The 23,323-nt window shown below is 72.1% G+C and carries 20 protein-coding genes and 3 pseudogenes; 20 read left to right on the top strand and 3 right to left on the bottom strand.

The window, feature by feature from the left end; all coding sequences use genetic code 11:
- Positions 1–53: 53 nt before the first annotated feature.
- On the bottom strand, positions 54–2,618 hold the full coding sequence (locus tag AB0367_RS23805; protein WP_366228594.1) for a hypothetical protein: 2,565 nt from the start codon (positions 2,616–2,618) through the stop codon (positions 54–56).
- Positions 2,619–2,760: 142 nt separating this feature from the next.
- On the opposite strand from AB0367_RS23805, the pseudogene AB0367_RS23800 reads away from it, so the two are divergent.
- The 4 genes and pseudogenes from AB0367_RS23800 to AB0367_RS23785 all read left to right on the top strand — a co-directional run.
- Positions 2,761–2,878: pseudogene (locus tag AB0367_RS23800) on the top strand (VOC family protein); the annotation flags it as partial.
- A 249-nt stretch (positions 2,879–3,127) separates the two neighbouring features.
- Entirely contained in the window at positions 3,128–3,958 is an 831-nt protein-coding gene (locus AB0367_RS23795; RefSeq protein WP_366228593.1) for a lysophospholipase, read from the top strand.
- A gap of 38 nt (positions 3,959–3,996) precedes the next feature.
- Positions 3,997–4,353, top strand: a complete 357-nt coding sequence (locus AB0367_RS23790; protein ID WP_366228592.1) for a tetratricopeptide repeat protein — start codon at positions 3,997–3,999, stop codon at positions 4,351–4,353.
- Between the two features lie 178 nt (positions 4,354–4,531).
- On the top strand, positions 4,532–5,128 hold the full coding sequence (locus AB0367_RS23785; RefSeq protein ID WP_366228591.1) for a hypothetical protein: 597 nt from the start codon (positions 4,532–4,534) through the stop codon (positions 5,126–5,128).
- A 79-nt stretch (positions 5,129–5,207) separates the two neighbouring features.
- On the opposite strand, the gene AB0367_RS23780 is transcribed toward AB0367_RS23785, so the two are convergent.
- Positions 5,208–6,389: a cytochrome P450 gene (locus AB0367_RS23780; protein WP_366228590.1), complete on the bottom strand. Its 1,182-nt coding sequence runs from the start codon at positions 6,387–6,389 to the stop codon at positions 5,208–5,210.
- A gap of 57 nt (positions 6,390–6,446) precedes the next feature.
- Here AB0367_RS23780 and AB0367_RS23775 point away from each other — a divergent pair, with 57 nt between their 5' ends.
- Positions 6,447–6,860, top strand: coding sequence for an SRPBCC family protein (locus tag AB0367_RS23775; RefSeq protein WP_366228589.1), 414 nt, complete (start codon positions 6,447–6,449; stop codon positions 6,858–6,860).
- Positions 6,857–8,092 carry a group II intron maturase-specific domain-containing protein gene (locus AB0367_RS23770; protein ID WP_366228588.1) on the top strand — a complete coding sequence of 412 codons (1,236 nt, stop codon included), beginning with the start codon at positions 6,857–6,859 and terminating at the stop codon, positions 8,090–8,092. The genes AB0367_RS23775 and AB0367_RS23770 overlap by 4 nt, the downstream gene beginning before the upstream one ends.
- On the opposite strand, the gene AB0367_RS23765 is transcribed toward AB0367_RS23770, so the two are convergent.
- The gene (locus AB0367_RS23765) at positions 8,007–8,438 is read right to left on the bottom strand and encodes an Lrp/AsnC family transcriptional regulator (protein ID WP_366228587.1); all 432 of its coding nucleotides are present in this window, start codon (positions 8,436–8,438) and stop codon (positions 8,007–8,009) included. The two genes, AB0367_RS23770 and AB0367_RS23765, sit on opposite strands and share 86 nt — an antisense overlap.
- Before the next feature lie 119 nt (positions 8,439–8,557).
- Here AB0367_RS23765 and AB0367_RS23760 point away from each other — a divergent pair, with 119 nt between their 5' ends.
- The 14 genes and pseudogenes from AB0367_RS23760 to AB0367_RS23695 all read left to right on the top strand — a co-directional run bounded on the left by AB0367_RS23760 (position 8,558) and on the right by AB0367_RS23695 (position 23,282).
- Positions 8,558–9,370, top strand: a complete 813-nt coding sequence (locus AB0367_RS23760; protein WP_366228586.1) for a tryptophan 2,3-dioxygenase family protein — start codon at positions 8,558–8,560, stop codon at positions 9,368–9,370.
- The gene (gene kynU, locus AB0367_RS23755) at positions 9,370–10,599 is read left to right on the top strand and encodes a kynureninase (protein WP_366228585.1); all 1,230 of its coding nucleotides are present in this window, start codon (positions 9,370–9,372) and stop codon (positions 10,597–10,599) included. Before AB0367_RS23760 ends, kynU begins: the two co-directional genes overlap by 1 nt.
- A complete protein-coding gene (locus tag AB0367_RS23750; protein WP_366228584.1) occupies positions 10,596–11,909 on the top strand; it encodes an NAD(P)/FAD-dependent oxidoreductase in 1,314 nt (437 codons plus the stop codon). Before kynU ends, AB0367_RS23750 begins: the two co-directional genes overlap by 4 nt.
- A pseudogene (locus tag AB0367_RS23745) lies at positions 11,906–12,808 on the top strand (aldehyde dehydrogenase family protein); the annotation flags it as partial. The gene AB0367_RS23750 and the pseudogene AB0367_RS23745, both read left to right, overlap by 4 nt.
- 26 nt (positions 12,809–12,834) lie before the next feature.
- Positions 12,835–12,921 (top strand): annotated as a pseudogene (locus AB0367_RS23740) (hypothetical protein); the annotation flags it as partial.
- On the top strand, positions 12,918–13,643 hold the full coding sequence (locus AB0367_RS23735) for a 4-oxalocrotonate decarboxylase (RefSeq protein ID WP_366228583.1): 726 nt from the start codon (positions 12,918–12,920) through the stop codon (positions 13,641–13,643). The pseudogene AB0367_RS23740 and the gene AB0367_RS23735, both read left to right, overlap by 4 nt.
- A complete protein-coding gene (locus AB0367_RS23730; protein WP_366228582.1) occupies positions 13,640–14,071 on the top strand; it encodes a RidA family protein in 432 nt (143 codons plus the stop codon). The genes AB0367_RS23735 and AB0367_RS23730 overlap by 4 nt, the downstream gene beginning before the upstream one ends.
- Positions 14,064–14,582 carry a 3-hydroxyanthranilate 3,4-dioxygenase gene (locus tag AB0367_RS23725; protein WP_366228581.1) on the top strand — a complete coding sequence of 173 codons (519 nt, stop codon included), beginning with the start codon at positions 14,064–14,066 and terminating at the stop codon, positions 14,580–14,582. Before AB0367_RS23730 ends, AB0367_RS23725 begins: the two co-directional genes overlap by 8 nt.
- Positions 14,579–15,571, top strand: a complete 993-nt coding sequence (locus AB0367_RS23720) for an amidohydrolase family protein (protein WP_366228580.1) — start codon at positions 14,579–14,581, stop codon at positions 15,569–15,571. Before AB0367_RS23725 ends, AB0367_RS23720 begins: the two co-directional genes overlap by 4 nt.
- Before the next feature lie 242 nt (positions 15,572–15,813).
- Positions 15,814–17,448 carry an ABC transporter substrate-binding protein gene (locus AB0367_RS23715; RefSeq protein ID WP_366228578.1) on the top strand — a complete coding sequence of 545 codons (1,635 nt, stop codon included), beginning with the start codon at positions 15,814–15,816 and terminating at the stop codon, positions 17,446–17,448.
- The gene (locus AB0367_RS23710) at positions 17,449–18,459 is read left to right on the top strand and encodes an ABC transporter permease (protein WP_366228577.1); all 1,011 of its coding nucleotides are present in this window, start codon (positions 17,449–17,451) and stop codon (positions 18,457–18,459) included.
- Positions 18,459–19,337, top strand: coding sequence for an ABC transporter permease (locus AB0367_RS23705; protein WP_366228576.1), 879 nt, complete (start codon positions 18,459–18,461; stop codon positions 19,335–19,337). Before AB0367_RS23710 ends, AB0367_RS23705 begins: the two co-directional genes overlap by 1 nt.
- A gap of 10 nt (positions 19,338–19,347) precedes the next feature.
- Complete coding sequence (locus tag AB0367_RS23700; RefSeq protein ID WP_366228575.1) at positions 19,348–21,252, top strand: ABC transporter ATP-binding protein; 1,905 nt, start codon at positions 19,348–19,350, stop codon at positions 21,250–21,252.
- On the top strand, positions 21,249–23,282 hold the full coding sequence (locus AB0367_RS23695) for a hydantoinase/oxoprolinase family protein (RefSeq protein ID WP_366228574.1): 2,034 nt from the start codon (positions 21,249–21,251) through the stop codon (positions 23,280–23,282). Before AB0367_RS23700 ends, AB0367_RS23695 begins: the two co-directional genes overlap by 4 nt.
- Positions 23,283–23,323 lie beyond the last annotated feature (41 nt).

Here is a 23,323-nt window from a genome sequence, read left to right as displayed (position 1 = left end):
CACCCGGTCCGGCAGGTCAACCACCAGGCCGGGGCCGCCGGGGCGGAACCGGATCAGCTTTCGGGCATTTCCGGGGCCTCGGTGATCCAGGTGCGAGCCGCGGCCGGCAGGGGCGAGGCGCCCTTGGCGTACGTGGCGATGCCTGTCATCAGGCCCGGCCACAGCGAGCCGCGCCACCGGCCGCCGAACGGGGTCAGCAGCACCAGGCGCCGCCCGTTCCACCAGCCGTGGGTCTCGGTTCCCGCGCTGCCGCGGACGGCGACGTGCGTGTCGGGGAAGTCCCGCAGCAGGTCCAGCACCAGCAGGGTGGTGCGGCGGGGATCCTTGGTCGTCTCGACCAGCACGCCGCCGCCGTCGGCCCGCTGTACCGTCCCCACCGACCCCGGGATCGTGTCGACCGCGTCGTCGAACGGCGAGCGCACCAGCAGCTCCCCGGCGTCGGCGGTGATGTCCTCGGCGCGGAAGCCGGCCCCGAGAACCGCCCCGGCGAGCCCGTCCGCGTATCGGGCGACCAGCTCCGGCGGCGCGGCCCGATCGAGCCGGACGGCCGCGCGCAGGTCCTCGAACCCGGCCAGCGGCGCGAGCCGGTGCCCGTGATGGACGGCCGCGATTCCGACCGTGGCGAGCGCCGACTGCTCGGCCCCGAACGCCTCGTCGTCGGCCGCGATGAGCGCGTCGAGCCCGGCGGCGACGAGGGGCGTCCAGTCCTGCGGCGCGGGCCACAGCCCGCCGGCGGCGAGTACGAGCACGAGCCGGAACGCGGCGAGCCGGGCCGGCAATGGCCACCCGGCGGCCGCGCCCCCGAGCCGGAGCACCTGCTGCCTGAGACGATCGCGCCCCGGGCCGTCGAGCCCGGCGATCGCCGCCGCCACACTGGGTTCCTCATCCCCGGCCGTACTGCCCGTAGCGGCCGGTTCCTCGTGCCCGGCTTCTTCGTGCCCGGCCGTGCCGCCCGTCGCGGCCCGGATCGCGGCGCGGCCGAAGGCCAGGTCCAGCAGCGCCGGGCCGACGAGGGCGCGCAGCCTCGCCTCCTCGTGCGAGCGGCGCTCCCGCGCGGGCACGCCGTGGCGCACCGTCCGCCCGGTCGCCAGCTGCGCCACCGCGGCGAAGAGCGCATCGAGGCGCGCGGCGTCGCCGAGCACGGCCGGCAGCGGCAGGGTCTCCAGCGGGGACGGGTGGCTGAACCGGGTCACCGCGCCCGCGACGTCGGTGACGACCGCAGCGCCGAGGTCGGTGCCGTCCGCCGCCCTGACCCGCGCGGTGCGGCCGTCGAGGGCCGGACCGTCCGAGCCGTCCGAGGCGGACGAGGCGTACGTGTGCAGGCGCCCCGCCGCCCCCGTCCACGGCAGCTTCGCCGCCGCGTCGCCGACCGTCACCACGAGCCCGTCCGGCGCCGTCGTTCCGGCCGCGACCAGGCTCGCCTCGATCCGGTCGGCGAGCAGCCGCACCCCGAGCACCCGGGCGACGGCGGGCGCGGCGGCCGGGGCCGGGCGCACCCGCAACGCATCGTCGTCGAGCTCGATCTCGCGGGCGTCCGGCACGTCCACAAGGGACCGCGTCACATCGAGCAGCAGCCCGAGTTCGCAGTTGCCGCCGGGCTCGGCGCTCGTGCACAGCAGCGCCTCCGGGGTGCAGTCCAGGCCGCCGGTGACGAGGACGCCCGAGTCGCCGGTCCACCACTCGATGGCGCCGGCGTGGTGCCGCCGCGGCCCGTCCGGCGTGCGCACCTCGGGCTCCTCGGGGGTCCCGGCCGCGTCCGCACCGCCGCCGGCCTCGTCGAGCGCCACCAGCAGGCCCACGGGGTCGCAGCGCACGCCCGCAGGCAGCAGCAGCCGGACGCGCGCCGCCCGCACGTCGCGCACGATCTCGCCGAGCGCCCGCCCGGCCGCGTCGAACGCGGGCGCGGTCACGCTCAGCCGGTCCGCCCCCGACGGGAACGGCAGCTGCTCGACGATCGGCACCAGGTCGTTGGTGAGCAGGAGCGGCTCGTCCGCCTCGGCGGCGTGCGGCCGGGCGGTCAGCAGCTTCGCCACCGCCGCGAGCCGCTCGACGCCGAGCGGCTCGATCCACAGCTGCGCCGGCAGCCGCAGCAGCCACTCCGCGAGGTCGGTGATCAGCGTCGGTACCGTCGCCCCGTCGGCGCGCAGGTGCGTCCACACCTCGGCGTTGCGCAGCCAGCCGTCCGGGGTCGCGTCGCCGGAGCCGATCGACACCACGGCCGCGGTCGGCGACGCGGAGATGACCAGCCGCGGCCGGAACGCCCCGCCGGATCGCACCACGACCGGCACCGGCAGCACGTCGCGCACCGCCGCCACCGCGTCGCCCGGCGTGTCCGCGTGTGCGTTCGCGCCGCCAAAGGGTGTCGCGCCCTCGTCGCCCGGCGTGGCGCCGTTCGCGGATGCGTCGCCGTGGGGCGGTGCGTCGTCATCGCCCGCCGCCGCGTCGTACAGGACGGTGATCCGTGCTCCCGCCGCCCGCGCCGGCCGGAGGCACTCCTCCAGGAACGCCAGGTCACAGTGGTGGGTGAGCACCAGTATCTCCTCGGCGCCGCCGAGCGGCGGCGCGGGCGTCTGCGGGCTGTCGGCCGTGGCCGTCCATGCCGGGCCAGCTGTCAGCAACCTTCGGCTCCCTTCGGCGGCAACACCCTTGACAGATATACCTTGACGCAACGACTGTCCGCATCAGGCACATCACGTCCGACTTTGCCGATCCCTCGCCCCGGACGGCTCCGCCGGCCTGCTGTTCATCCGTGTCCACCTCGACGCGGAGATCGAGCGCGTGCTTGGCCTGGGCGCCTCTCTCGTCGGTGAGTTCAGACGACCAGACGGTACCGGCTGGGCCGTTCTCGCCGATCGGCGAGGGCAACGAGTTCTGCCTTGAGCGCGGTGCCCGTGGTACCGCGGAGCGCACGTCGTGCGGGGCCGCGGGCGCGACCGCGGCCCCGCACGCACCTCGTACGCTCGCTCGCCGCACGGAACGTGCCCGGTCCGCGGCCGTCCGTGCGGCTGTTGTGTGACGCTAGGCACAAGCAGCAGTCGTCGCGGAACGTAGCTGCCCGACGCGCGCTGCGTATCGGTCCCGGGCGGGCTCCTTGCGGACGGGCGTCGCCGCGGCGCACGATTCTGCCATGCAGCGCGATGAACTCGCCCTCACCGGCGGTGGCGGCGTCCGGATCGTGTATGACGCCTGGCTGCCCGAGCGGGGCGTGGGCGGCGTCGTGGTCCTGTCCCACGGGATGGGCGAGCACGCCCGGCGGTACGACCATGTCATCGCGCGTCTCGGCGAGCTCGGTCTCGGCGTGTACGCGCCCGATCACCGCGGGCATGGACGCTCCGGCGGCAAGCGCCTGCTCGCGCGCCGCATCACCGAGTACACGGACGACCTCGACGTGTTGTTCGCCGAGGTCCGTCGCCGCCATCCCGGCCAGGTGCCGTTCCTGATCGGGCACAGCATGGGGGCGATGATCGCGCTGGCGTACGCGCTGGATCACCAGGCCGGCCTGCGCGGACTCGTGCTGTCCGGCACGCCGGTCGTGCCCGGCAAGGGCATCCCGAAGCCCGCGATCGCGGTCGCCAAGGTGCTCGGCCGCATCGCCCCGGGCGCGCCGGTGCAGTCGCTGCCGTCCAGCCTGATCTCCAAGGACCCGGCGGTCGTCGCGAAGTACGACGCCGACCCGCTGGTGCACCACGGCAAGATCCCGGCCGGCCTCGGCGGTGCGATGCTCACCCAGATGGCCGTCTTCCAGCGGCGCCTGCCCGAGTTGACGCTGCCCGCGCTCGTGCTGCACGGCAGCGAGGACGGCCTCGTCGACGCCGAGTCGAGCCGGCTCATCGCGGCGCGGGCGGGATCGCGGGATCTGACACTGCACGTGTACGACGGGCTGCACCACGAGGTCTACAACGAACCCGAGCAGGACCGCGTCCTCGACGACCTCGAACGGTGGCTCAAGACGCACTGAGGGAACAATCCCGGCCCGAGTGGACGTTACAAGCTGCCATGAACGACGTGATGGCCGAGTACCGCAGGGGAGTCCTCTACTTCGACGCCGGTGACCCGATCGAGGCGGCGAAGATCCTGTCCGCCGTCCTTTCCGAAGAGCCCGGCAACGCCGAGGTGCGCCTGTGGCTGGCGCGTGCCTACTTCGCGTCCGCCCAGCTCAAGCGCGCCGAGCGGCACCTGCGCGCGCTGGTCGACCGGGACCCGACCGACCACTACGCCTGCCATCTGCTGGGCCGCACCCTCGAGCGCCAGAACCGCCCGAAGGAGGCGCTGCCGTTCCTGCGCCTGGCGGCGGCGATGTCCACGGTTCCCGACTATTCGGCGGCGGTACGCCGGGTGGCCGCCTCCTCCTGACGCGCTGGGGGCATTTCGTCCACGCCCTCTCCGGCCGGGGCGCTCCCTCGGGGGCGCCCCGGCCGGAGACGACTTTTGTCCGGCTGTGTCGGATATCGCCCGATCCGTTGCCTGTCACGCGAATTCGGGGAGGCCCGGGGGCAGCGCGCCGACCGGAGATCGCCTACGGTGGCCACTCGTGAAGCACTATCCGTGGAGCGCGCTGTTCAAGGGGATCTGGCGGGCGCTCCTCGCACTCGCGGTGACGACGGGCTTCGTCATCGTCACCGGCACCCTCGCCGGCGGTCCAAGCTTCACCTGGCTCGCGGTGGGCTCCGCGCTGTCGCTGCTGGCCGCCGTGCCGGGCTACCTGCTGTATCGGGTCGGCGCCCCCGACCACACCGTCAGCAGCCGCGTGGTCATGCTGCTCGTGCTGACGCTCGCCTCGTGGCTGGCCGCGCTGCTGGTGCTGCCCGCCTACATGTCGCGCGCGGGCACCCCGACCGACGCCGTCGTCACGCAGGTCGTCCGCGGGCTGAGCAGCGTCTCGGAGGAGACGTTCCCGGCGTATCAGGTCGCCGACCACTCCACCGGCAAGGACCTCGGCCGGCTGCGCTTCCTCGACTCCGAGCCGAAGGCCGGCGACCAGGTCCGCGTCCGCGTCGACCCGCTCGGCTGGTTCAACGTCACCGTCGCCGACCCGACCGGCCGGTTCACCAAGCTGACCGCCATCATCGTGGGCGTGCTGGGTCTGGTCGCCTTGTTCCTCGGCGTCGGCGGCCACATGCCCGACTGACCTCCACCGGCCGGCGGAGGTCAGTCCCTATATTCCCGAACGGCCACCGGCGTGCGGCGCTACCGGGCGTGACCGGGTCTCACAGCAGGACCGGCAACGCCACCGTGCCGTGGATCAGCGTGCCGGGCCGCCACATCACCTCGGAGGGCGGCACGGCCAGGCGCATGTCCGGGAACGCCGCCAGGAGGTCGGTGAAGGCGATCTGCGCCTCCAGCCGGGCGAGCGGCGCGCCGAGGCAGTAGTGGATGCCGTATCCGAACGCGAGGTGCTGGTTGTCGGGCCGGTTCAGGTCGAACTCGTCCGGCACCGGGAACCGGTCCGGGTCCCGGTCGGCGGACAGCAGCGAGATCGCGACCATGGCGCCGGCCGGGATCGTCACCCCACCGTAGGTGACCGGCTCCGTGGCCGTGCGTGACGTCGCGGTCTCGACCGGGCTCTCCAGCCGCAGGAACTCCTCGATGGCCGCCGGGATCAGCGACGGGTCCTCCCGCAGGCGCCGGTGCGCGTCCGGGAGCGTCAGCAGGGTGTACATCCCGTTGCCGATGAGGTTGACCGTGGTCTCGTGCCCGGCGAACAGCAGCAGGAACGCCATCGACGTGAGCTCGTCCTCGCTGAGGCGGTCGTCCTCGTCCCTGGTCGCGATCAGCGCGCTGAGCAGGTCATCCGCCGGGGCGGCGCGCTTGCGCTCGATCAGCCCCAGCAGGTAACCCACGAAGGCCGCCGCGGCCTCGGGCACCCCGGCGCCGCCGGCCGACGCCGACACCATCACCGCCGTCCAGCGCCGGAAGTCCGCCTGGTCCTCGATCGGCACGCCGAGTAGCTCGCAGATCACCTGGATCGGCAGATGGACGGCGTACTCCTCGACGAGGTCCACGCCGTCCTTGCCGCGCAACGGCTCGATCAGGGCCGCGCTCAGCTCGCCGATGCGCGGGCGGAGTTCCTCGACGCGCCGCGCGGTGAACACCTTCGCCACCAGCCGGCGCAGCCGCGTGTGGTCCGGCGGGTCACTGGCCAGCATGTGCTGGGTCAGCGGCGAGCGCACCGCAGGGGCCAGCGCGCGTGAGCTGTCGCCGACCCCCAGCCGCTTCGACAGGCGCGGATCGGCGAGCGCGGTCTTGCAGTCCGAATATCTGGTGACGAGCCATACCTCCATGCCGTTGGGCAGTGTCACCGGACGCACCGGCGCCTCCTGCCGCAGCGCGGCATACACGGGATGGGGATCGTTCCAGAACTCCTGGGTGAACAGCGTCGGCGACGTCACGCATCAACCGTAACGAATCATGGCATCGGTGGGAATCATCGTGTGAATCGTGGCAGGATGACCGGCGTGGCGAGCGAGTCCAGGCATCTCAGCGTTCACGTCGAGCGGCCGCCGACCGAGGTCTACGCATACGCCGCGGACCAGCTGCACCTGCCAGAATGGGCACCCGGCCTGTGCACCGCCGTCGAGCGTGACGAGGGGCGCTGGTTCGCCGACTCCGGGATGGGCCGGATCGAACTGACCTTCACGCCCGCCAATCCATATGGTGTGCTCGACCACGACGTGCGGCTTCCCGGCGGCGAGACATTCCGCAATCCGATGCGCGTGCTGCCCCACGACGACGGCAGCGAGCTCGTGTTCACTGCGCAGGCAGCCCGGGATGACGGACGCCGACTTCGAGCGGGACGCCGCCGCGGTCCAGGCCGACCTCGAGGCGCTCAAACGCATTGTCGAGTCGCGCTGATGGCATGAAACGCCACGCTCACGCGACGCGCCATATGGACTGCCGTTCGGGTCGGCGGTTTCGGTCGGGTTCTGGGACGATTGCAGGTATGGGGCAGCTACAGTTGTTTTCCAGAGCGGAGTTGGCTGCCATGCGTGACCGGACGAGGTCGCGTCGTTATTGTCCGGCGAATGAGCAGTTCCGCCGTGAGCATGCTCGGCATCGGGAATGGGGCCTGGCCAGACGCCACGCCGAGAAGCTCCGCCGCGTGCGCGGTGACACCCAGCCGGCGGTCAGCGACCAGCGCGGCGGATCGGTGGATGGGCCGGTGCCGCCCTCGCCGCCTCCGCCGGTCACGCCGCCTCCGCCGGTCACGCCGTCTGACCAGGCGCGACGTTCCGAGGGCAGCACCGCGGCGAACGACTGCGATCCCGCGCCACGCCAGGTGGACGGCGCCGGGCGGCCCGGTCCTGTCCCGAAGCGTCGTCGCGCATCCACGCCACAGCTGCGCCAGCCCGCTGGTCCGGCAACGCGTCGAGTGATCGGCGGCAATATACGGCCACCGGTGCATCGCGGTCGTCTTTCGACAATGCCGCGCACGGCCGGGCGGCATGTCCGCCGAATGCTCGGCACGGCAGGAAGAAGTGACCGAACGCCAAGCGCACCGGGTGCGCCAGGTGATCGGTTGTCGGTTCGCGGGCATCGGGTTGCGGGCATCGGGTTGCGGTTGCACCCGGACAAGACGCGCATTGTGTATCGCAAGGGCGACCGGCGTCGCTTGGACTACGACCAGGTGACGTTCACGTTCTGTGGGTACGCGTTTGGTCCCCGGAAGGTATGGGACAAGAGTCGTGGGAAGGCCCGGACCGGGTTTCTGCCCGCGGCGGCCCCGGGGAAGCTGACGGATATGAGCCGCAAGATCGCGTCCTGGCGGCTGCATCGACGCACGACCGGCAACCTCGCTGACGTTGCAGAGGAGATCAATCCGGCCCTGCGGGGCTGGTTGAACTACTTCACTCCGTTCTGCAACGGTCGCCCGGCTTGTTTGCGCACTGGGCACGCGGTACACGACCTGAAACCTGAGCGGCACGAGCCGGGCGGGGATGAGATTCCCCGAGCTACCCGGCAATGTAGCGGGGCCCAAACAAACGGCGCGTACTGTGACGCCGAGCGCCTCAGGGCGACAGAGGGCGCCAGGGCAGCGGGGTCGAGAGCACCATCGTGCTCGAGGGCTGGCCGTATGGGGCCAGGCGATCGATGATCGACTCGAAGTCCTCCATCGAGGCCGTCACGACCTTCAGGATCGAGCACGCGTCGCCGGTCACCCGGTGGATCTCCAGCAGCTCCGGCCACTCAAGCAGGCCGGGATCGCGTAGCACGCAACGTGCGCCGTAGCACGACATCCGGATCAGCGCGACCACGTGCCGACCGGCCTTGGTCAGGTCGACGTGTGCGTGGTAGCCGGTGATCACGCCGGTGGTCTCCAGCCGGCGCACCCGTTCGGCGACGGCCGGCGGCGACAGGTGGACCCGCCGCGACAGCTCGGAGTAGGACAGCCGGGCATCGTTCTGCAGCTCGCGCAGCAGCGCCCAGTCCATGTTGTCCACGGGCACCTTCCGTTTCGAAACCCGATCATGCGAGACGGTTTGCATTCCGTATGTGAGCAGCATAAATGACCGTTGATCAACTATTTCGCGAAGGCGGGTCGCGGTAAGACGATAGGGCTGTGAGTGCTCCGATCCTCGACTTTCCCGAACAGGTCCCATACGACGCCTACGTCCATGCCAGCACGCTGCACTCGCTGCAGCAGCCGCTGAGCAAGGATCCTGGCGAGCTGTCGTTCCTGATGATCAGCCAGGTGATGGAGCTGTGGTTCGGGCTCGCACGGCACGAGCTGCGCGACACCCAGCGGCTCCTGCACGAAGACGACGTGTGGGGCGCGGTCGCCACGCTGCGGCGCATCAAACTGCACCTGGACGGGCTCATCGCGGCCTGGAACGGGCTGCGCTGGATGACACCGTCCGACTTCAACCGCTTCCGCGGCCAGCTCGGCGAGGCGTCCGGCTTCCAGTCGGCGATGTACCGCCACCTGGAGTTCCTGCTGGGGCTCAAGAGCGAGTCGCTGGTCCGCCCGTTCAAGCGGCAGGCCGACCTGTACGACGACCTGATCGTCGCGCTGGCCGCGCCGAGCGTGTGGGACGACGTCACCGCCATGCTCGCCCGGCGCGGCTTCGACATCCCGGCAGCAGTGCTCACCCGCGACCACGCGCGGGAGTATGAGCCGTCGCCGGCCGTCGAGCGGGCCTGGGTGGAGATCTATCGCGACGACCGCGGCGACAACCCGCTCTACGCGCTCGGCGAGGCGCTCACCGACGTCGCGGAGGCGTTCGGCGACTGGCGGTACAAGCACCTGACCGCGGTAGCGCGAACAATGGGGAACCGGCCCGGCAGCGGCGGCTCCTCCGGCGCGGCCTGGCTGACCCGCAGCATGGCCCGGGTGGTTTTCCCGGAACTGTGGTCCGCACGGACGGTGATCTGATGGCGCACATCGAAGATCCCGCAGAAGCTGAGGCCCGCCGGCTCGACGCCGGCGACCCCGGGCACCGGGAGCTGTTCCTCGTGCCGCCGGCCGAGGGCGGCGACTACCCCGAAACGGCGTACCTGGCCGGCAACTCGCTCGGCCTGCAGCCCCGCGCCGTGCGGGGTGAGTTGCTCGAGGAGCTCGACGCGTGGGCCCGGCTCGGCGTCGAGGGGCACCTCGAGGCCGAACGGCCGTGGCTGCCGTATCACGAGCTGCTGCGCGAGCCGGCCGCCCGGCTGGTCGGGGCGCTCCCGGGCGAGACGGTGGTGATGAACTCGCTGACCGTCAACCTGCACCTGCTGATGGTGTCGTTCTACCGGCCGGCCGGCGGGCGCACGCTGATCGTCGTCGAGGACACGGCGTTCCCGTCGGACAGCTACGCGGTGCGCAGCCAGGCCGCCTTCCACGGCCTCGATCCGGACGTCACGGTCGTGCGCACCGACGACCCGCGGGCCACGATCCGCGAGCACGGGGACCGCATCGCGCTGGTACTGCTGGGCGGGGTCAACTACCTCACCGGCGAGCTGATGGACATTCCGGGAATCACGGCCGCCGGACACGCGGCCGGTGCGGTCGTCGGGTGGGACCTGGCGCACGCGGTCGGCAACGTGCCGCTGCGGCTGCACGAGTGGGGCGTCGACTTCGCCGCGTGGTGCTCGTACAAGTATCTCAACGGTGGGCCGGGGGCGGTGGCGGGCGCCTTCGTGCACGAGCGGCACACCGGCGGCGCCCTGCCCAGGTTCGAGGGCTGGTGGAGCACCGAGCCGGCGACGCGGTTCGAGATGGCGCCGGTGTCCCGCCCGCCGAGGACGGCCGACGCGTGGCAGGTGTCCAACCCGCCGATCCTGGCGATGAGCCCGGTGCGCACGTCCCTGGAGCTGTTCGACACGGTCGGCATGCCGGCGCTGCGGGCGCGCAGCGAGCGGCTCACCGAATACCTGCAGACGCTGCTGGACCCGATCGGGGTCGAAATCGTGACGCCACGCGACCCGGCGCGGCGCGGCTGCCAGCTGTCGCTGCGCGTCGCCGACGCCGGCGGGCTGAGCAAGGCCCTGCGGCACCGGTACGGGGTGATCGCCGACAGCCGCGAGCCCGACATCCTGCGACTCGCGCCGGTGCCGCTGTACTGCACGTATCACGACTGCTGGCGGGCGGCCGCGGCCATCGCGCGCGAGGTGGGGCCATGAGGGACGTCGCCGTGGTCGGGGCCGGGCTCACCGGCAGCCTGCTCGCCTGTTACCTGGCCCGGCGCGGGCACACCGTGACCGTCTACGAGCGCCGCCCCGACCCGCGCACCACCGGGTCGGAGCGCGGCCGGTCAATCAACCTGGCGTTGTCGGAGCGGGGCATCGACGCCCTGCGCCGCGTCGGCCTGCACGAGCGGGTGCTCGCCGAGGCGCTGCCGATGCGCGGGCGGATGATCCACCCGGTCGCCGGGGAGCTGGACTTCCAGCAGTACAGCCTCGACGGTCGGCGGGCGATCAACTCGATCAGCCGGGGCGCGTTGAACAACGCGCTGCTCGACGCGGCCGCCGCCACCCCTGGGGTGCGGATCGTCTTCGAGCACCGGCTGAGTGGGCTCGACCCGCTGGTGTTCGCGACGCCCGCCGGCGAGGTGAAGGCGAGCGCCGACGTCGTCATCGGCGCCGACGGCGCGGGCAGCGCGGTACGCGGCCAGCTGCTCGGCCTGGGGCTGCTCGACGAGTCGGTCGACTTCCTCGACTACGGCTACAAGGAGCTGACGATCGCGGCGGGCCCGGACGGCGGCTTCGCCCTGGACCCCGGCGCGCTGCACATCTGGCCGCGCGGCACGTCGATGATGATCGCGCTGCCCAACCCCGACCGCACGTTCACCTGCACGCTGTTCTGGCCGGGCGGCGGCACGGCGAGCTTCGCGTCGCTGGGCAGCCCGGCCGCGATCGAGCGGCACTTCCGGGCGGTCTATCCCGACGTGGTGGCACTGATGCCGAACCTGCTCGAGGACTATCGGCTCAACCCGGTCGGCCTGCTCGGCACCGTGCGCTGCGGGCCGTGGCAGGCGGTGACGCCGGGCGGCCCGGTCGGCCTGATCGGCGACGCGGCGCACGCGATCGTGCCGTTCTACGGGCAGGGCGCCAACTGCGGCTTCGAGGACTGCGTCGTGCTCGACCGGGTGCTCGACGAGACAGGCGACGACTTCGCCGCGGCGCTTGCGCTGTTCGAGGCGCGCCGCCGCGATGACGTCGAGGCGATCGCGGCGATGGCTCTGGCCAACTTCGTTGAGATGAGGGACAAGGTGGCCTCGCCGGTGTTCCAGCTCGGCAAGAGGATCGAGCACGCACTGCAACGTGCGCTGCCCGGCCGGTACGTCTCCCGCTACGAGCTGGTCTCGTTCAGCACCACGCCCTACGCGCGGGTGCGTGACCGGGTGCGGCGCCAGCACCAGGTGCTCGGGGCGCTCGGCGTCCTCGCGCTCGGCGCGCTCGGCGCCGCCGTGGTCAAGGGGTGGCGGCGATGACACTGCGGCACTTCGTCGGCGGGCGGTTCGTCGCCGCCGGTCCGACGTTTCCGAAACTGAGCCCGGTCACCGGCGACCTCGTCACCGACGTGTGCGAGGCGGACGAGCCCACCGTGGACGCCGCGGTGGCGGCGGGGCGGGCGGCCGTTCGCGGCCCGTGGGGGCGCACCGGCGAACTGGAGCGCGCGGCCGTGCTGCGCCGGATCGCCGACGAGCTCGAGCGGCGCTTCGATGACCTGGTCGCCGCCGAGGTCGCCGACACCGGCAAGCCGGTGAGCCAGGCGCGCACGCTCGACATCCCGCGCGGGGCGGCCAATTTCCGCGCGTTCGCCGACGTCGTCGCCTCGGCGCCGGCCGAGTCGTTCACCACCGTCACCGCGGCCGGCGGGCGCGCGCTCAACTACGCGGTGCGCAAGCCGGTCGGCGTGGTGGCGATCGTCGTGCCGTGGAACCTGCCGCTGCTGCTGCTGACCTGGAAGGTGGCCCCGGCGCTCGCGTGCGGCAACGCGGTCGTGGTCAAACCCTCCGAGGAGACGCCTTCCTCGGCGACGGTACTGGCCGAGGCGATGGCCGCCGCCGGCGTGCCCGACGGCGTCTTCAACCTCGTGCACGGGTTCGGGCCGGGCTCGGCGGGGGAGTTCCTCACCCGCCACCCGGGCGTCGACGCGATCACGTTCACCGGCGAGTCCGCGACCGGTTCAGCGATCATGCGGGCCGCCGCCGACGGGGTGAAGGCGGTCTCGTTCGAGGTCGGCGGCAAGAACGCCGGCCTGGTGTTCGCCGACAGCGACCTCGACGCGGCCGTCGCCGGTTCGGTGCGCTCGAGCTTCACCAACGGCGGCCAGGTGTGTCTGTGCACCGAGCGGCTGTACGTGCAGCGGCCGGTCTTCGACGAGTTCGTCACCCGGATGGGCAAGGCGGCCACGTGGAACTGGGGCGACGGCGGATGGTCGGCGGCCAGGAGGACATGATCGTCGATGTCGCCCTCGATCTGGTGAAGGAGCGTGCATGAGTAGCCTCGCGGAGCGGCTCGATGAGGCCCAGCGGACCCGCACGGCGATCGCCCAGGTGGTCTCCCAGAGCGGTGCGGACGCCGACGAGGCGTACCGCATCCAGGAGGCGCTGGTGGCGCGGCGGGTGAGCCGCGGCGAACGCCTCGTCGGCATCAAGCTGGGTCTGACCAGCCGGGCCAAGATGACGCAGGTCGGCGTCGACCAGGTCATCTGGGGCCGGCTCACCGACGCGATGCGGATCGACGACGGCGGTGCGCTCGACACCGGCCGGTACATCCACCCGCGAGTCGAGCCCGAGGTGGCGTTCCGCCTCGACGCGACCGGCGCGGCGAGCGCGGTCGCGCCCGCGCTGGAGATCCTCGACTCCCGCTACGCCGGCTTCAAGTTCGCGCTGCCCGACGTGATCGCCGACAACACCTCGGCGGCCGCGTTCGTCATCGGGGCGTGGCAACCGCTCCCGGCGGGCCTGGACAACCTGGGCGTGCTGCTGGAGGTCGACGGCCGGATCGCCCAGATCGGATCCACGGCCGCCATCCTGGGCGATCCCCGCCGGGCCATCACGGCCGCGGTCACGCTGGCCTCCTGCGCGGGTGTACCGCCGCAGGACGGTTGGGTGCTGCTCGCCGGCGCCGCGACGGCGGCGGTGCCGCTGGCGCCCGGTGCGCACGTGCGCGCGGTCGTCGAGGGCCTGGGCACCGCGTCCCTGCGAGCGCTGTCATGATCGTCGAGGGCGCGGCCCGGCCGCGCGGGCGGTTCCCGCACGTGAAGGTCGCGGGCGGCTTCGCGTTCGTCTCCGGCACGTCGTCGCGCCGGCCCGACAACACCATCGCCGGGGCGTCCGTGGACGCGATGGGCACGACGAACCTGGACATCCGCGAGCAGACGCGGGCCGTGCTGCGCAACATCGACGACATCCTCGCCGCGGTCGGCGCGTCGCTCGCCGACGTGGTGCAGGTGACCACATACCTGGTCAACATGAACGACTTCGGCGGCTACAACGAGGTGTACGGCGAGTTCTTCGACGAGACCGGGCCGGCCCGCACCACCGTGGCGGTGCACCAGCTGCCCCACCCGCACCTGCTGATCGAGATCCAGGCCGTCGCGCTGATGTCCCGTCGCAGTGACCCCCGTGGAGGTGGAGATGACTGACATGACCCCGGTGAGCTTTCCCGACTGGCTCGCCGAGAACCAGCACCTGCTCAAGCCGCCGGTCGGCAACAAGCAGGTGTTCCCGGCCGGGTCGGACCTCATCGTGATGGTCGTCGGCGGGCCCAACCAGCGCACCGACTTCCACGTGGACCCCTACGAGGAGTTCTTCTACCAGATCAAGGGAAACATGCGCCTCAACGTCATGACGCCCGACGGCCCCGACACGGTGCACATCGACGAGGGCGGGATGTGGCTGCTGCCCGGCGGCATGCCCCACTCGCCGCAGCGCGAGGCCGGCTCGATCGGCATCGTGGTCGAGCGGGTGCGCCAGGAGGGGACCCTGGAGAAGTTCCGGTGGTACTGCCCGTCGTGCGGCAACCAGGTGCACGAGGTGGAGTTGCAGGTGCGCGACGTCGTGGCGGACCTGCCCCCGGTGTTCCAGGCGTTCTACGACGACGAGAAGGCGCGCACCTGCACCGAGTGCGGCACCGTGCACCCGGGCAAAGCATGAGGGTCGACGTCCACACGCACCTGGTGCCGCTGGGCTGGCCGGATCTGGCGGCCGAGTGCGGCGGCACCGGATGGCCGTGGCTGCGCGTCGACTCCGAACGCGCCGCCATGATCATGGTCGGGTCCACCGAGTTCCGGCCGATCGGCCCGGCCGCCTGGGACGCGGCGACGCGCCTGCAGGACATGGGCGCCGACGGCGTGCAGCTGCAGGTCATCTCCCCGACGCCGGTGTTCTTCTCCTACGAGCGGCCGGCCGGTCAGGCGGTCAAGGTCGCCCGGATCTTCAACGATCTCACGCTGAAGCTGGCCGCCGAGGGGGCGGGCCGGTTCGTGCCGTTCTGCCAGGTGCCGCTGCAGGACCCGGACGCGGCCTGCGCCGAGCTCGACCGCTGCCTGGCGGGCGGGCACGCCGGCGTCGAGATCGGCAACCACGTCGGCGACCGGGACCTCGACGATCCGGGCATCGTGCAGTTCCTGCAGCACTGCGCGACGGTCGGCGCGCCGGTGTTCGTGCACCCCTGGGACATGCCGGCCGGCCCGCGGCTGGACCGGTGGATGGCCCGCTGGCTGACCGGCATGCCGGCCGAGACCCACCTGTCGATCCTGGCGATGATCCTCGGCGGTGTCTTCGACGCCGTGGCGCCGTCCCTGCGGATCTGTTTCGCGCATGGCGGCGGCAGCTTCGCGTTCTGGCTCGGCCGTGCCGAGAACGCCTGGCACCGCCGCGGCGAGGTGGTCCGGGGCCGCTCGGCGCATCCGCCGTCGCACTACCTCGACCGCTTCTCGGTCGACTCCGTCGTCTTCGACCCGGCCGCCTTACGGCTGCTGGTCGAGACGCTGGGGGAGGACCGGGTCATGCTCGGCAGCGACTACCCGTATCCCCTGGGCGAGCGCCCGGTCGGCGCCGTGGTCGACACGGCGGACTTCCTGAGCGAGGCCCAGCGCGCGAAGCTGCTGGGCGTCAACGCGCTGCGTTTCCTCGGGCGCTGAGCACCGCCGGCACCCCCGGGCCGCGTGACGACGTCGTCGCGCGGCCCGGTCTCGTTCCCCCCGCCCGGGCTGCGGTTTCGTGCTTGTGAAATCCTGTGAACGGACCTGATCCCTGGCATCCCCGTACGGCCGGACATTCTCGCCATGAGCAGTATCGTTACTGTTCACTGCGGGACGCATCTTGTTCACTCAACTCACGCCTGATAGAACATCGGGCAGGTCGGGCTAACAGAGGAGTGAACATGGCAGGCTCTCCCCCTCTCTCGCGCCGCTCCGTATTCCAGCTCGGCGGCGTGGGCGTGCTCCTGCTCGCCACCGGTGCCTGCGCGAGCGGCAGCAAGAACAACACCTCGTCGTCAGCCTCCGGCGGCGCCAAGTCGTCAACCCTGAAGATCGCGGTTTCCAGTTACGTCAGCAGCTGGGACCAGGACTTCGTCGGCTTCGACCTGACCGCCCTCATGCTGTACAAGAACGTTTTCCCATACATGATCGACTACGGCGTGACGACCGCCGGCGGCAGCAGGATCCTCGACACCGAGAAGGTCATGCCGACGTTCGCCGAGTCGTTCGAGCCGGATGCCGAGCACAAGGTCTGGACGCTCAAGCTGCGCAAGGGCGTCAAGTTCCCCAGCGGCAACGAGCTCAAGGCCGCCGACGTGAAGTGGTCGAAGGACCGGGCGTTCGCCGCCAAGGCCAACGTCGCCGGCATCTACCGCACGATCGGCCTCACCAAGCCCGAGCAGGTCGTCGTGGTCGACGACTACACGGTCGAGTTCCACCAGGAGTTCCCGAGCGCGCTGACCAAGCAGATCCAGGCCATCTCGCTCTACGTCTTCGACTCCGTCGAGGCGAAGAAGCACGCCACCGACGCGGACCCGTGGGCCAAGGAGTGGTTCGCCAAGAACCCGCCCACCGGCGGCTACTTCAACGTCACCAAGGCCACCCAGGGCCAGGAGATCGAGCTCACCGCCAACGACGCCTACCCGGGCCCGGAGCCGGCCAAGACCAGGACGATCCGCATCTCGGTCGTGCCGGCCGCCGCCAACCAGCGGCTGCAGTTGCAGGCCGGTGACATCGACATCGCGCTGGGCGCGAGCCCGCGCGACATCAAGGACCTGAAGAACGCCCCCGGCATCACGGTGCTGTCGGCGGCCAGCAACTCGCAGGTCGCCATCCAGATGTCGACGACCACCGCGCCGTTCGACGACGTCAACGTACGTAAGGCGCTGGCCTACGCGACGCCGTACGAGCAGATCATCAAGAACGTCTACGGCGGCGACGCCCGGCCGACGAAGAGCGCCGTGCCGCTGGACATGCCGGGATACTCCGAGAAGGGGTATCCGTACACGTACGACATCGACAAGGCCAAGGCCGCCCTCGCCGTGTCGGGCAAGACCTCGATCACCTCTGAGCTGGTCTTCCAGACGGACAACGACGAACAGCAGCAGATCGCCGTCCTGGTGCAGAGCGAGGCCCGCAAGGCCGGCATCGAGCTCAAGCTGACCCCGCTCGACCCGGCGACGCTCGCCGACCGGCGCGGGAAGAAGAACATCCCGCTGCAGATCACCTCGGGCCAGCTGTGGGTCAACGACGTTGAGTACATGCTGGCGACGAGCTTCGTCAAGGGCGCCAACCTCAACTACTCCAACTACAGCAACGCGCAGATCGAGCAGATCTACCAGCAGTCGCACACCACCGTGGACACCAACGCGCGCAACCAGCTCTGGGCGCAGGTGCAGGACATCATGGCCGAGGACGTGCCGTGGGTGGTGATCTGCCAGCCCAACTTCAACCTGCCGGTGCGCAAGTCGGTGGCCGGCTGGGTGCAGCCGATGGACGGCCTGGCCCGCCTGCGATACCTGGGTGCGTCGGCGTAGATGCGCGTCCTCCGGTTCGTCGCCCGCCGGCTGCTCCAGCTCGTTCCGGTCCTGCTCGGGGTGGTCGTACTGACATTCCTGCTGGTCCGGGTGCTGCCCGGTGACCCGATCCGGACCATTCTCGGGCCCAACGCGACCGCCGCCGACGAGGCGGCGGCGCGGGCCCGCTTCGGCCTCGACCGGCCGCTGTGGCGCCAGTTCACCGACTACCTCGGCGGCCTGGTCACCGGCGACTTCGGCACGTCGATCCAGAGCGGACAACCGGTCGGCGGCGAGATGGCGCTGCGCATCGGCCCCACGATGGAGCTGGTCGTGCTGGCGGTGGCGATCGCCGTGGTGATCGCCACCGTCGCCGGCCTGTGGTCGGCCCGGCACGCCAACCGGGCCGGCGACCACGGCATCCGGGTGCTCGCGCTGATCGGCAACTCGATGCCGGAGTTCTGGCTCGGCCTGGTGCTGATCCTCGTCGGCTACGCCGGCCTGGGCTGGTTCCCGGCGCCCAGCGGCCGCGTCGACCCGGACACCGACCTCACCCCGATCACCGGCGCGGACGCGCTCGACGCCCTGCTGACCGGTAACATGCCGGCGCTGACCTCGGCGCTGTGGCACCTGGTGCTGCCGGTGCTCACGCTCGTCATCGCCATCGTGGCCCCGCTGCTGCGCAGCGTGCGCGCGTCGGCGCTGGAGGTGCTGCGGTCCGAGCCCTACGCGGCGGCCGAGGCCCACGGGCTGCCCGACCGCCTCCTGCGCCGCGGCTACCTGGTGCGGGCGGCCCTGGTACGCCTGCCGTCGCTCGCCGCCCTCGTCTTCGGCTTCGCGATCGGCTCGACCGTGCTCATCGAGTACGTCTACTCGTGGCAGGGCTTCGGTCAGTGGGCACTGCGTGGCCTGCTCTATCGCGACTACCCGGTGGTGCAGGCGTCGGTGCTGGTGATCGCGCTCTGCTACGTCGTGGTGTTCCTGATCGCCGACGTCGTGCACGCCATGCTCGACCCGAGGGTGAGGATCTGATGTCCCTCATGCGCATCGGGCGCCGCCGCGGCACCGCGTCCGCCGTCACCGCAGAGCGGGACGGGCGCTTCGGCACGGTGCTGATGGCGACCGGCGCCGGCATCCTGGCCGTCGTCGCCCTCGCCGTGCTGCTCGCCCCGCTGCTCAGCTCGTGGGGACCGAACGAGATCGACCCCGGCGGTGCCACCCTGGCCGAGCCCGGCGGCGCGCACCTGTTCGGCACCGACGTCAACGGCATGGACGTGTGGAGCCGTCTGCTCTACGCGGGCCGGGTCGACCTCGGCATCGCGGTCGCCGCGGTCGCCGCCGCCGTCGTGCTGGGCAGCCTCCTCGGCGTGATCGCCGGCTACTTCGGCGGCTGGCTCGACGACGTGCTGATGCGCCTGACCGACATCTTCCAGGCGTTCCCCACGTTCATCCTCGCGCTCGCCGTCGCCGCGCTGCTGGGCAGCGGACCGGTCAACCTGACCGTGGCGATCGCGCTGGTGAACGCGCCGGCCTACGCCCGCCTGGTGCGCGCCGAGGTCCGCACGATCCGCGACCTGACCTACGTCGACGCCGCCCGCACCTCCGGCGCCTCGACGATCGGCCTGCTGTGGCGGCACGTGCTGCCCAACAGCATCACGCCGGTGCGGGTGATCGCCCCGCTCAACTGCGGCTGGGCGATGCTCACCCTGGCCGGCCTGTCGTTTCTCGGGCTGGGCATCCCGGTGCCCGACGCCGAGTGGGGCGCCATGATCAGCCTCGGTACCGGCGACGTGGTGGCCGGCCGGTGGTGGACCTCGGTGCCGCCCGGCATCGCACTGCTCGTCTGCGTCCTGGGCTTCAGCCTGCTCGGCGAGGGCCTGCAGGAGCGCGCGGACCGGGTCCGACGGTGAGGAGCCGCAGGTGAGTCTGCTTTCGATCGACAACCTATCCGTGGTGATCGGCGGCCGCGTCGCCGCGCTGAGCGACGTCTCGCTGGCCGTCGACTCCGGCGAGGTCGTCGGGCTGGTCGGGGAGAGCGGCGGCGGCAAGAGCATGGTCGGCCGCGCGATCGTCGGCATGCTGCCGGCCGGCTCGGTGGCGACCGGCCGGGTGGGCTTCGACGGCATCGACGTGCTCACGATGTCCGCCGAGCGGCTGGCCCACCACCGCGGCCACGGCGCCGCCATGTGCTTCCAGAACCCACGCGGCGCGCTCAGCCCGACCCGGACCGCGGGCCGGCAACTGATCGACCGGCTCCGGACCCATCAGGACATGGCCGGCGAGCGGGCCCGCGAGTCGGCGCTGACCCTGTTCGAGGCGGTCGGCATCCGCAGCCCCCGCCGCCGCCTCGGCGCCTATCCGCACGAGCTGTCCGGCGGCATGGCCCAGCGCGTGATGATCTCGCTGGCCACCGGGTGTGCGCCGCGCCTGCTCATCGCCGACGAGCCGACCACGGGCCTCGACGTCACGCTGACGGCCGAGATCCTGCGCCAGTTCCGCCACGCCGCTGACACCGACGGCCGCGGCGTGTTGCTGGTCTCCCACGACATCAACGCGATCGCGGCCGTGTGCGACCGCATCGTGGTCCTCTACGCCGGAACGGTCGCGGAGACCGGCCCGGCCCGGCAGGTGCTGACCGCGCCGGCGCACCCCTACACCCGAGCCCTGCTGCGCTCGGTGCCCGACCTCGACGGCCGGCCGGTGGTGGTGACGCCGGGCGCGATGCCGCTGTTACGCGAGGCGCCCGCCGCGTGCCCCTTCGCCCCGCGCTGCGCGCACGCCCAGGACGACTGCCGGAACTCCCGCCCGGTACCGGCCAGGCAGGGCCGGCACTGGACCGCGGCCTGCTTCCACCCGCTGCGCGACGACGTCGAGGCCCCGCAGGAGACCGACGTCACGGTCGGCGCACCCGCACGGCGGGCCGCGACGAGCGTGGATGCCGAGCCCGTGCTCGTCGTGGACGACGCGCACGTGGTCTACAAGAGCCGGTTCGGCCGGGGCGGGCACCACGCGCTGCGCGGGGTCAGCCTCACCGTGGCCAAGGGCGAGCGGATCGGGGTCGTGGGCGAGAGCGGGTGCGGCAAGTCCACCCTCGCCCGGCTCATCGTCGGCCTCGCCAAGCCGACCCGTGGCCGCGTCACGGCCGCCCGCAGCGCCCTGGTCTTCCAGGACCCGATCGGCTCGCTCAGCCCCCGCCGGACGGTCGAGGACGCGATCGGCGAACCGCTGCGCGCGCTCGGCGTTCCCGCGGCCGAACGGGCCGGCCGGGCGGCCGCCGTGCTCGACCGGATGAAGCTGGACTCCTCGATCCTCGGCCGCCGCCCGCACGAGCTGAGCGGCGGCCAGGCGCAGCGGGTCGGCATCGCCCGCGCGCTCGTCGCCGAGCCGGACCTGATCGTCTTCGACGAGCCGACCTCGGCGCTGGACGTGACCGTGCAGGCGCAGATCCTCGCCGTGATCGACGAGGTCGCCGCGGACCGCTCGCACGGCTCGGTGTTCATCTCGCACGATCTCGCCACCGTTCGCGGGTTCGCCGACCGGGTCGTCGTGCTCTATCTGGGCCGGATCGTGGAGGAGGGGCCGGTCGAGGAGGTCTTCGCCCGGCCGCGGCACCCGTACACGCGGGCGTTGCTCTCGCGCGGCCTCTCGCCTGGCACAGCCCTGGTCCGCGACCTGGAGGAGGCCGACGCGACGACCGGGTGCGCCCTTGCCGCCCGGTGCCCGTTCGTCACCGACACGTGCCGCGGCGAGGACCAGCGGCTGCAGCAGTACGGGGAGAGCCGGGCCGCCTGCTGGCGGATTCCGGAGATTGGGGAGTTGGTGTGAGCCTCAGGCTGGCCGTCGACATCGGCGGCACGTTCGTCGACGCGATGGAGCTGGACACCCGGACCAACCGGGTGCGTTTCCGCAAGGCCTCGACGACCCCGGCCCGCCCGGCCGACGGCGTGCTCGCCGCGGTTGCCGCACTGGGCACGGATCTGTCCGAGGTCGAGCTGTTCATCCACGGCACGACCCTGGGCCTCAACGCGGTGCTGGAGCGGCGCGGCGCGGCGACCGGCATCATCACCAACGAGGGCTTCCGGGACGTGTTCCTGATCGGGCGCGGCAACGTCCCGCCCGAGCACATGTACGACTTCCAGTACGAACGCCCGCTGAGCCTGGTGAAGCGCCGGCACACCGCGGGGGTGAGGGGGCGGCTGGACTACAAGGGCCGCGTGGTCGAGGAGCTCGACGCCGAATCGGTGCTGGCCGCGGCCCGCGAGCTCGTCGAAGTGCAGGGCGTGCGCTCGATCGCCATCTGCCTCCTGCACGCGTTCCTCGACCCGTCGCACGAGCGAGCCGTGGCGGCCCTCATCCGCGAGCGCTACCCCGACGTCAGCCTCTCGCTGTCGACCGACATCGCCCGCGAGTACCGGGAGTACGAGCGCACCAGCACCACCGTGCTGGAGGCGTACATCCGGCCGATCTTCGAGCGCTACGTCGACGAGCTGGAGCAGGGCCTGGCCGACGGCGGCTTCGCCGGGCGCTTCCTCATCATGCGCTCCGGCGGCGGATCGATGACCAGCGAGGCGGCCAAGCGCTCGCCGACCCACACCGTCCTCAGCGGGCCGGCCGGCGGCATCGTCGGCGCGGCGTACCTCGCCGGCGCGCTGGGCCGCGACAGCCTCCTCACCTTCGACATCGGTGGCACCTCGCTCGACGCGTGCGTCATCGAGCAGGGCAGCGCGGTCGCCGCGCACGAGGCACAGCTGGAGCACTTCCCGCTGCTGATCCCGACGTACGACATCCGCACGATCGGCGCCGGCGGCGGCTCGATCGCCTGGCTCGACCGGGGCCTGCTCAAGGTCGGCCCGCAGAGCGCGGGCGCCGACCCTGGCCCGGTCTGCTACGGCCGCGGCGGCACCCGCCCGACCGTCACCGACGCGGCGGTCGCGCTGGGCTACGTTGACCCGGACCGGTTCCTCGGCGGCGAGATGGGCCTGCAGGCCAACTCCGCCCGCAAGGCCCTCGACGAGCAGGTCGCCGAGCCGCTGGGCCTGCCGGTCGAGGCGGCGGCCGCGGGCATCTTCGACGTGCTGCTCGCCCGCACCGTCGGTGCGGTCCGGCAGATCACCGTCGAGCGCGGCCGCGACCCGAGGCAGTTCTCGCTGCTCGCCTTCGGCGGCGCCGGGCCGCTGCTGGCGCCGCTGCTGGCCCGGGAGATGGGCATCGCCGAGGTGATCGTGCCGTTCGCGCCGTCGGGCTTCTCGGCGTGGGGCATGCTCAGCGCCGACATCGAGGACAACTTCAGCCGTACCCTGATGACGCCGCTCGACGAGGTCGAGCCGGCCGCGGTCGAGGCGACCTTCGCCGAGGTCGAGGCCGAGGCGCTGAGCTCACTGCGTGCGCAGGGCGTGCCCGCGCAGCTCGCGGTGCTGCAGCGGCAGCTGGAGCTGCGCTACCTGGGGCAGGAGCACAGCCTCACGGTCACGATCGGGCGCTCGCTCGACCCCGGCGGTGTGCGGGCCGCCTTCCAGGAGCTGCACGCCGCGCGGTACGGCCACGCGATGGCCAACCGCCTGCAGATCCTCAACCTGCGCCTGCGCGCGGTGGGCCGCACGGCGAGCCCGGCACTGCTCGAGCCGCCGCCGGGCGATGGGAATCCGGCCAGGGCCCTGCTCGGGCGCCGGGACGCATTCGACTTCGGGGCCCGCGCGGTCGTGCCGTTCGACGTCTACGACCGGGCGCTGCTCGCGCCGGGCGACGCGTTCGACGGGCCGGCGCTCGTCGACGAGGGCACCTCGACGACGGTGGTCCCGTCGGGCCAGCGGGTGACGGTCGACGCCCACGGCTACCTGCTGGTGCGTGCGGCATGACCGGTTCGCAGCGAAGCGGAGGGGCCGGTCATCAGGGGCTC

This window comes from Dactylosporangium sp. NPDC051484 (assembly GCF_040689395.1).
Lineage (GTDB): Bacteria > Actinomycetota > Actinomycetes > Mycobacteriales > Micromonosporaceae > Dactylosporangium.
Note: the sequence above shows the minus strand (reverse complement) of the source record. Positions and strands in the feature narration are given on the sequence as shown.

What these genes read in the sequence shown, in the direction of transcription:
- AB0367_RS23725 (WP_366228581.1), top strand. Translation starts at nt 14,064, where the DNA reads ATGACTGACATGACCCCGGTGAGCTTTCCCGACTGGCTCGCCGAGAAC.
- AB0367_RS23735 (WP_366228583.1), top strand. Translation starts at nt 12,918, where the DNA reads ATGAGTAGCCTCGCGGAGCGGCTCGATGAGGCCCAGCGGACCCGCACG.
- kynU (WP_366228585.1), top strand. Translation starts at nt 9,370, where the DNA reads ATGGCGCACATCGAAGATCCCGCAGAAGCTGAGGCCCGCCGGCTCGAC.
- AB0367_RS23715 (WP_366228578.1), top strand. Translation starts at nt 15,814, where the DNA reads ATGGCAGGCTCTCCCCCTCTCTCGCGCCGCTCCGTATTCCAGCTCGGC.
- AB0367_RS23710 (WP_366228577.1), top strand. Translation starts at nt 17,449, where the DNA reads ATGCGCGTCCTCCGGTTCGTCGCCCGCCGGCTGCTCCAGCTCGTTCCG.
- AB0367_RS23795 (WP_366228593.1), top strand. Translation starts at nt 3,128, where the DNA reads ATGCAGCGCGATGAACTCGCCCTCACCGGCGGTGGCGGCGTCCGGATC.
- AB0367_RS23770 (WP_366228588.1), top strand. Translation starts at nt 6,857, where the DNA reads ATGAAACGCCACGCTCACGCGACGCGCCATATGGACTGCCGTTCGGGT.
- AB0367_RS23750 (WP_366228584.1), top strand. Translation starts at nt 10,596, where the DNA reads ATGAGGGACGTCGCCGTGGTCGGGGCCGGGCTCACCGGCAGCCTGCTC.
- AB0367_RS23730 (WP_366228582.1), top strand. Translation starts at nt 13,640, where the DNA reads ATGATCGTCGAGGGCGCGGCCCGGCCGCGCGGGCGGTTCCCGCACGTG.
- AB0367_RS23790 (WP_366228592.1), top strand. Translation starts at nt 3,997, where the DNA reads ATGAACGACGTGATGGCCGAGTACCGCAGGGGAGTCCTCTACTTCGAC.
- AB0367_RS23720 (WP_366228580.1), top strand. Translation starts at nt 14,579, where the DNA reads ATGAGGGTCGACGTCCACACGCACCTGGTGCCGCTGGGCTGGCCGGAT.
- AB0367_RS23775 (WP_366228589.1), top strand. Translation starts at nt 6,447, where the DNA reads ATGACCGGCGTGGCGAGCGAGTCCAGGCATCTCAGCGTTCACGTCGAG.
- AB0367_RS23705 (WP_366228576.1), top strand. Translation starts at nt 18,459, where the DNA reads ATGTCCCTCATGCGCATCGGGCGCCGCCGCGGCACCGCGTCCGCCGTC.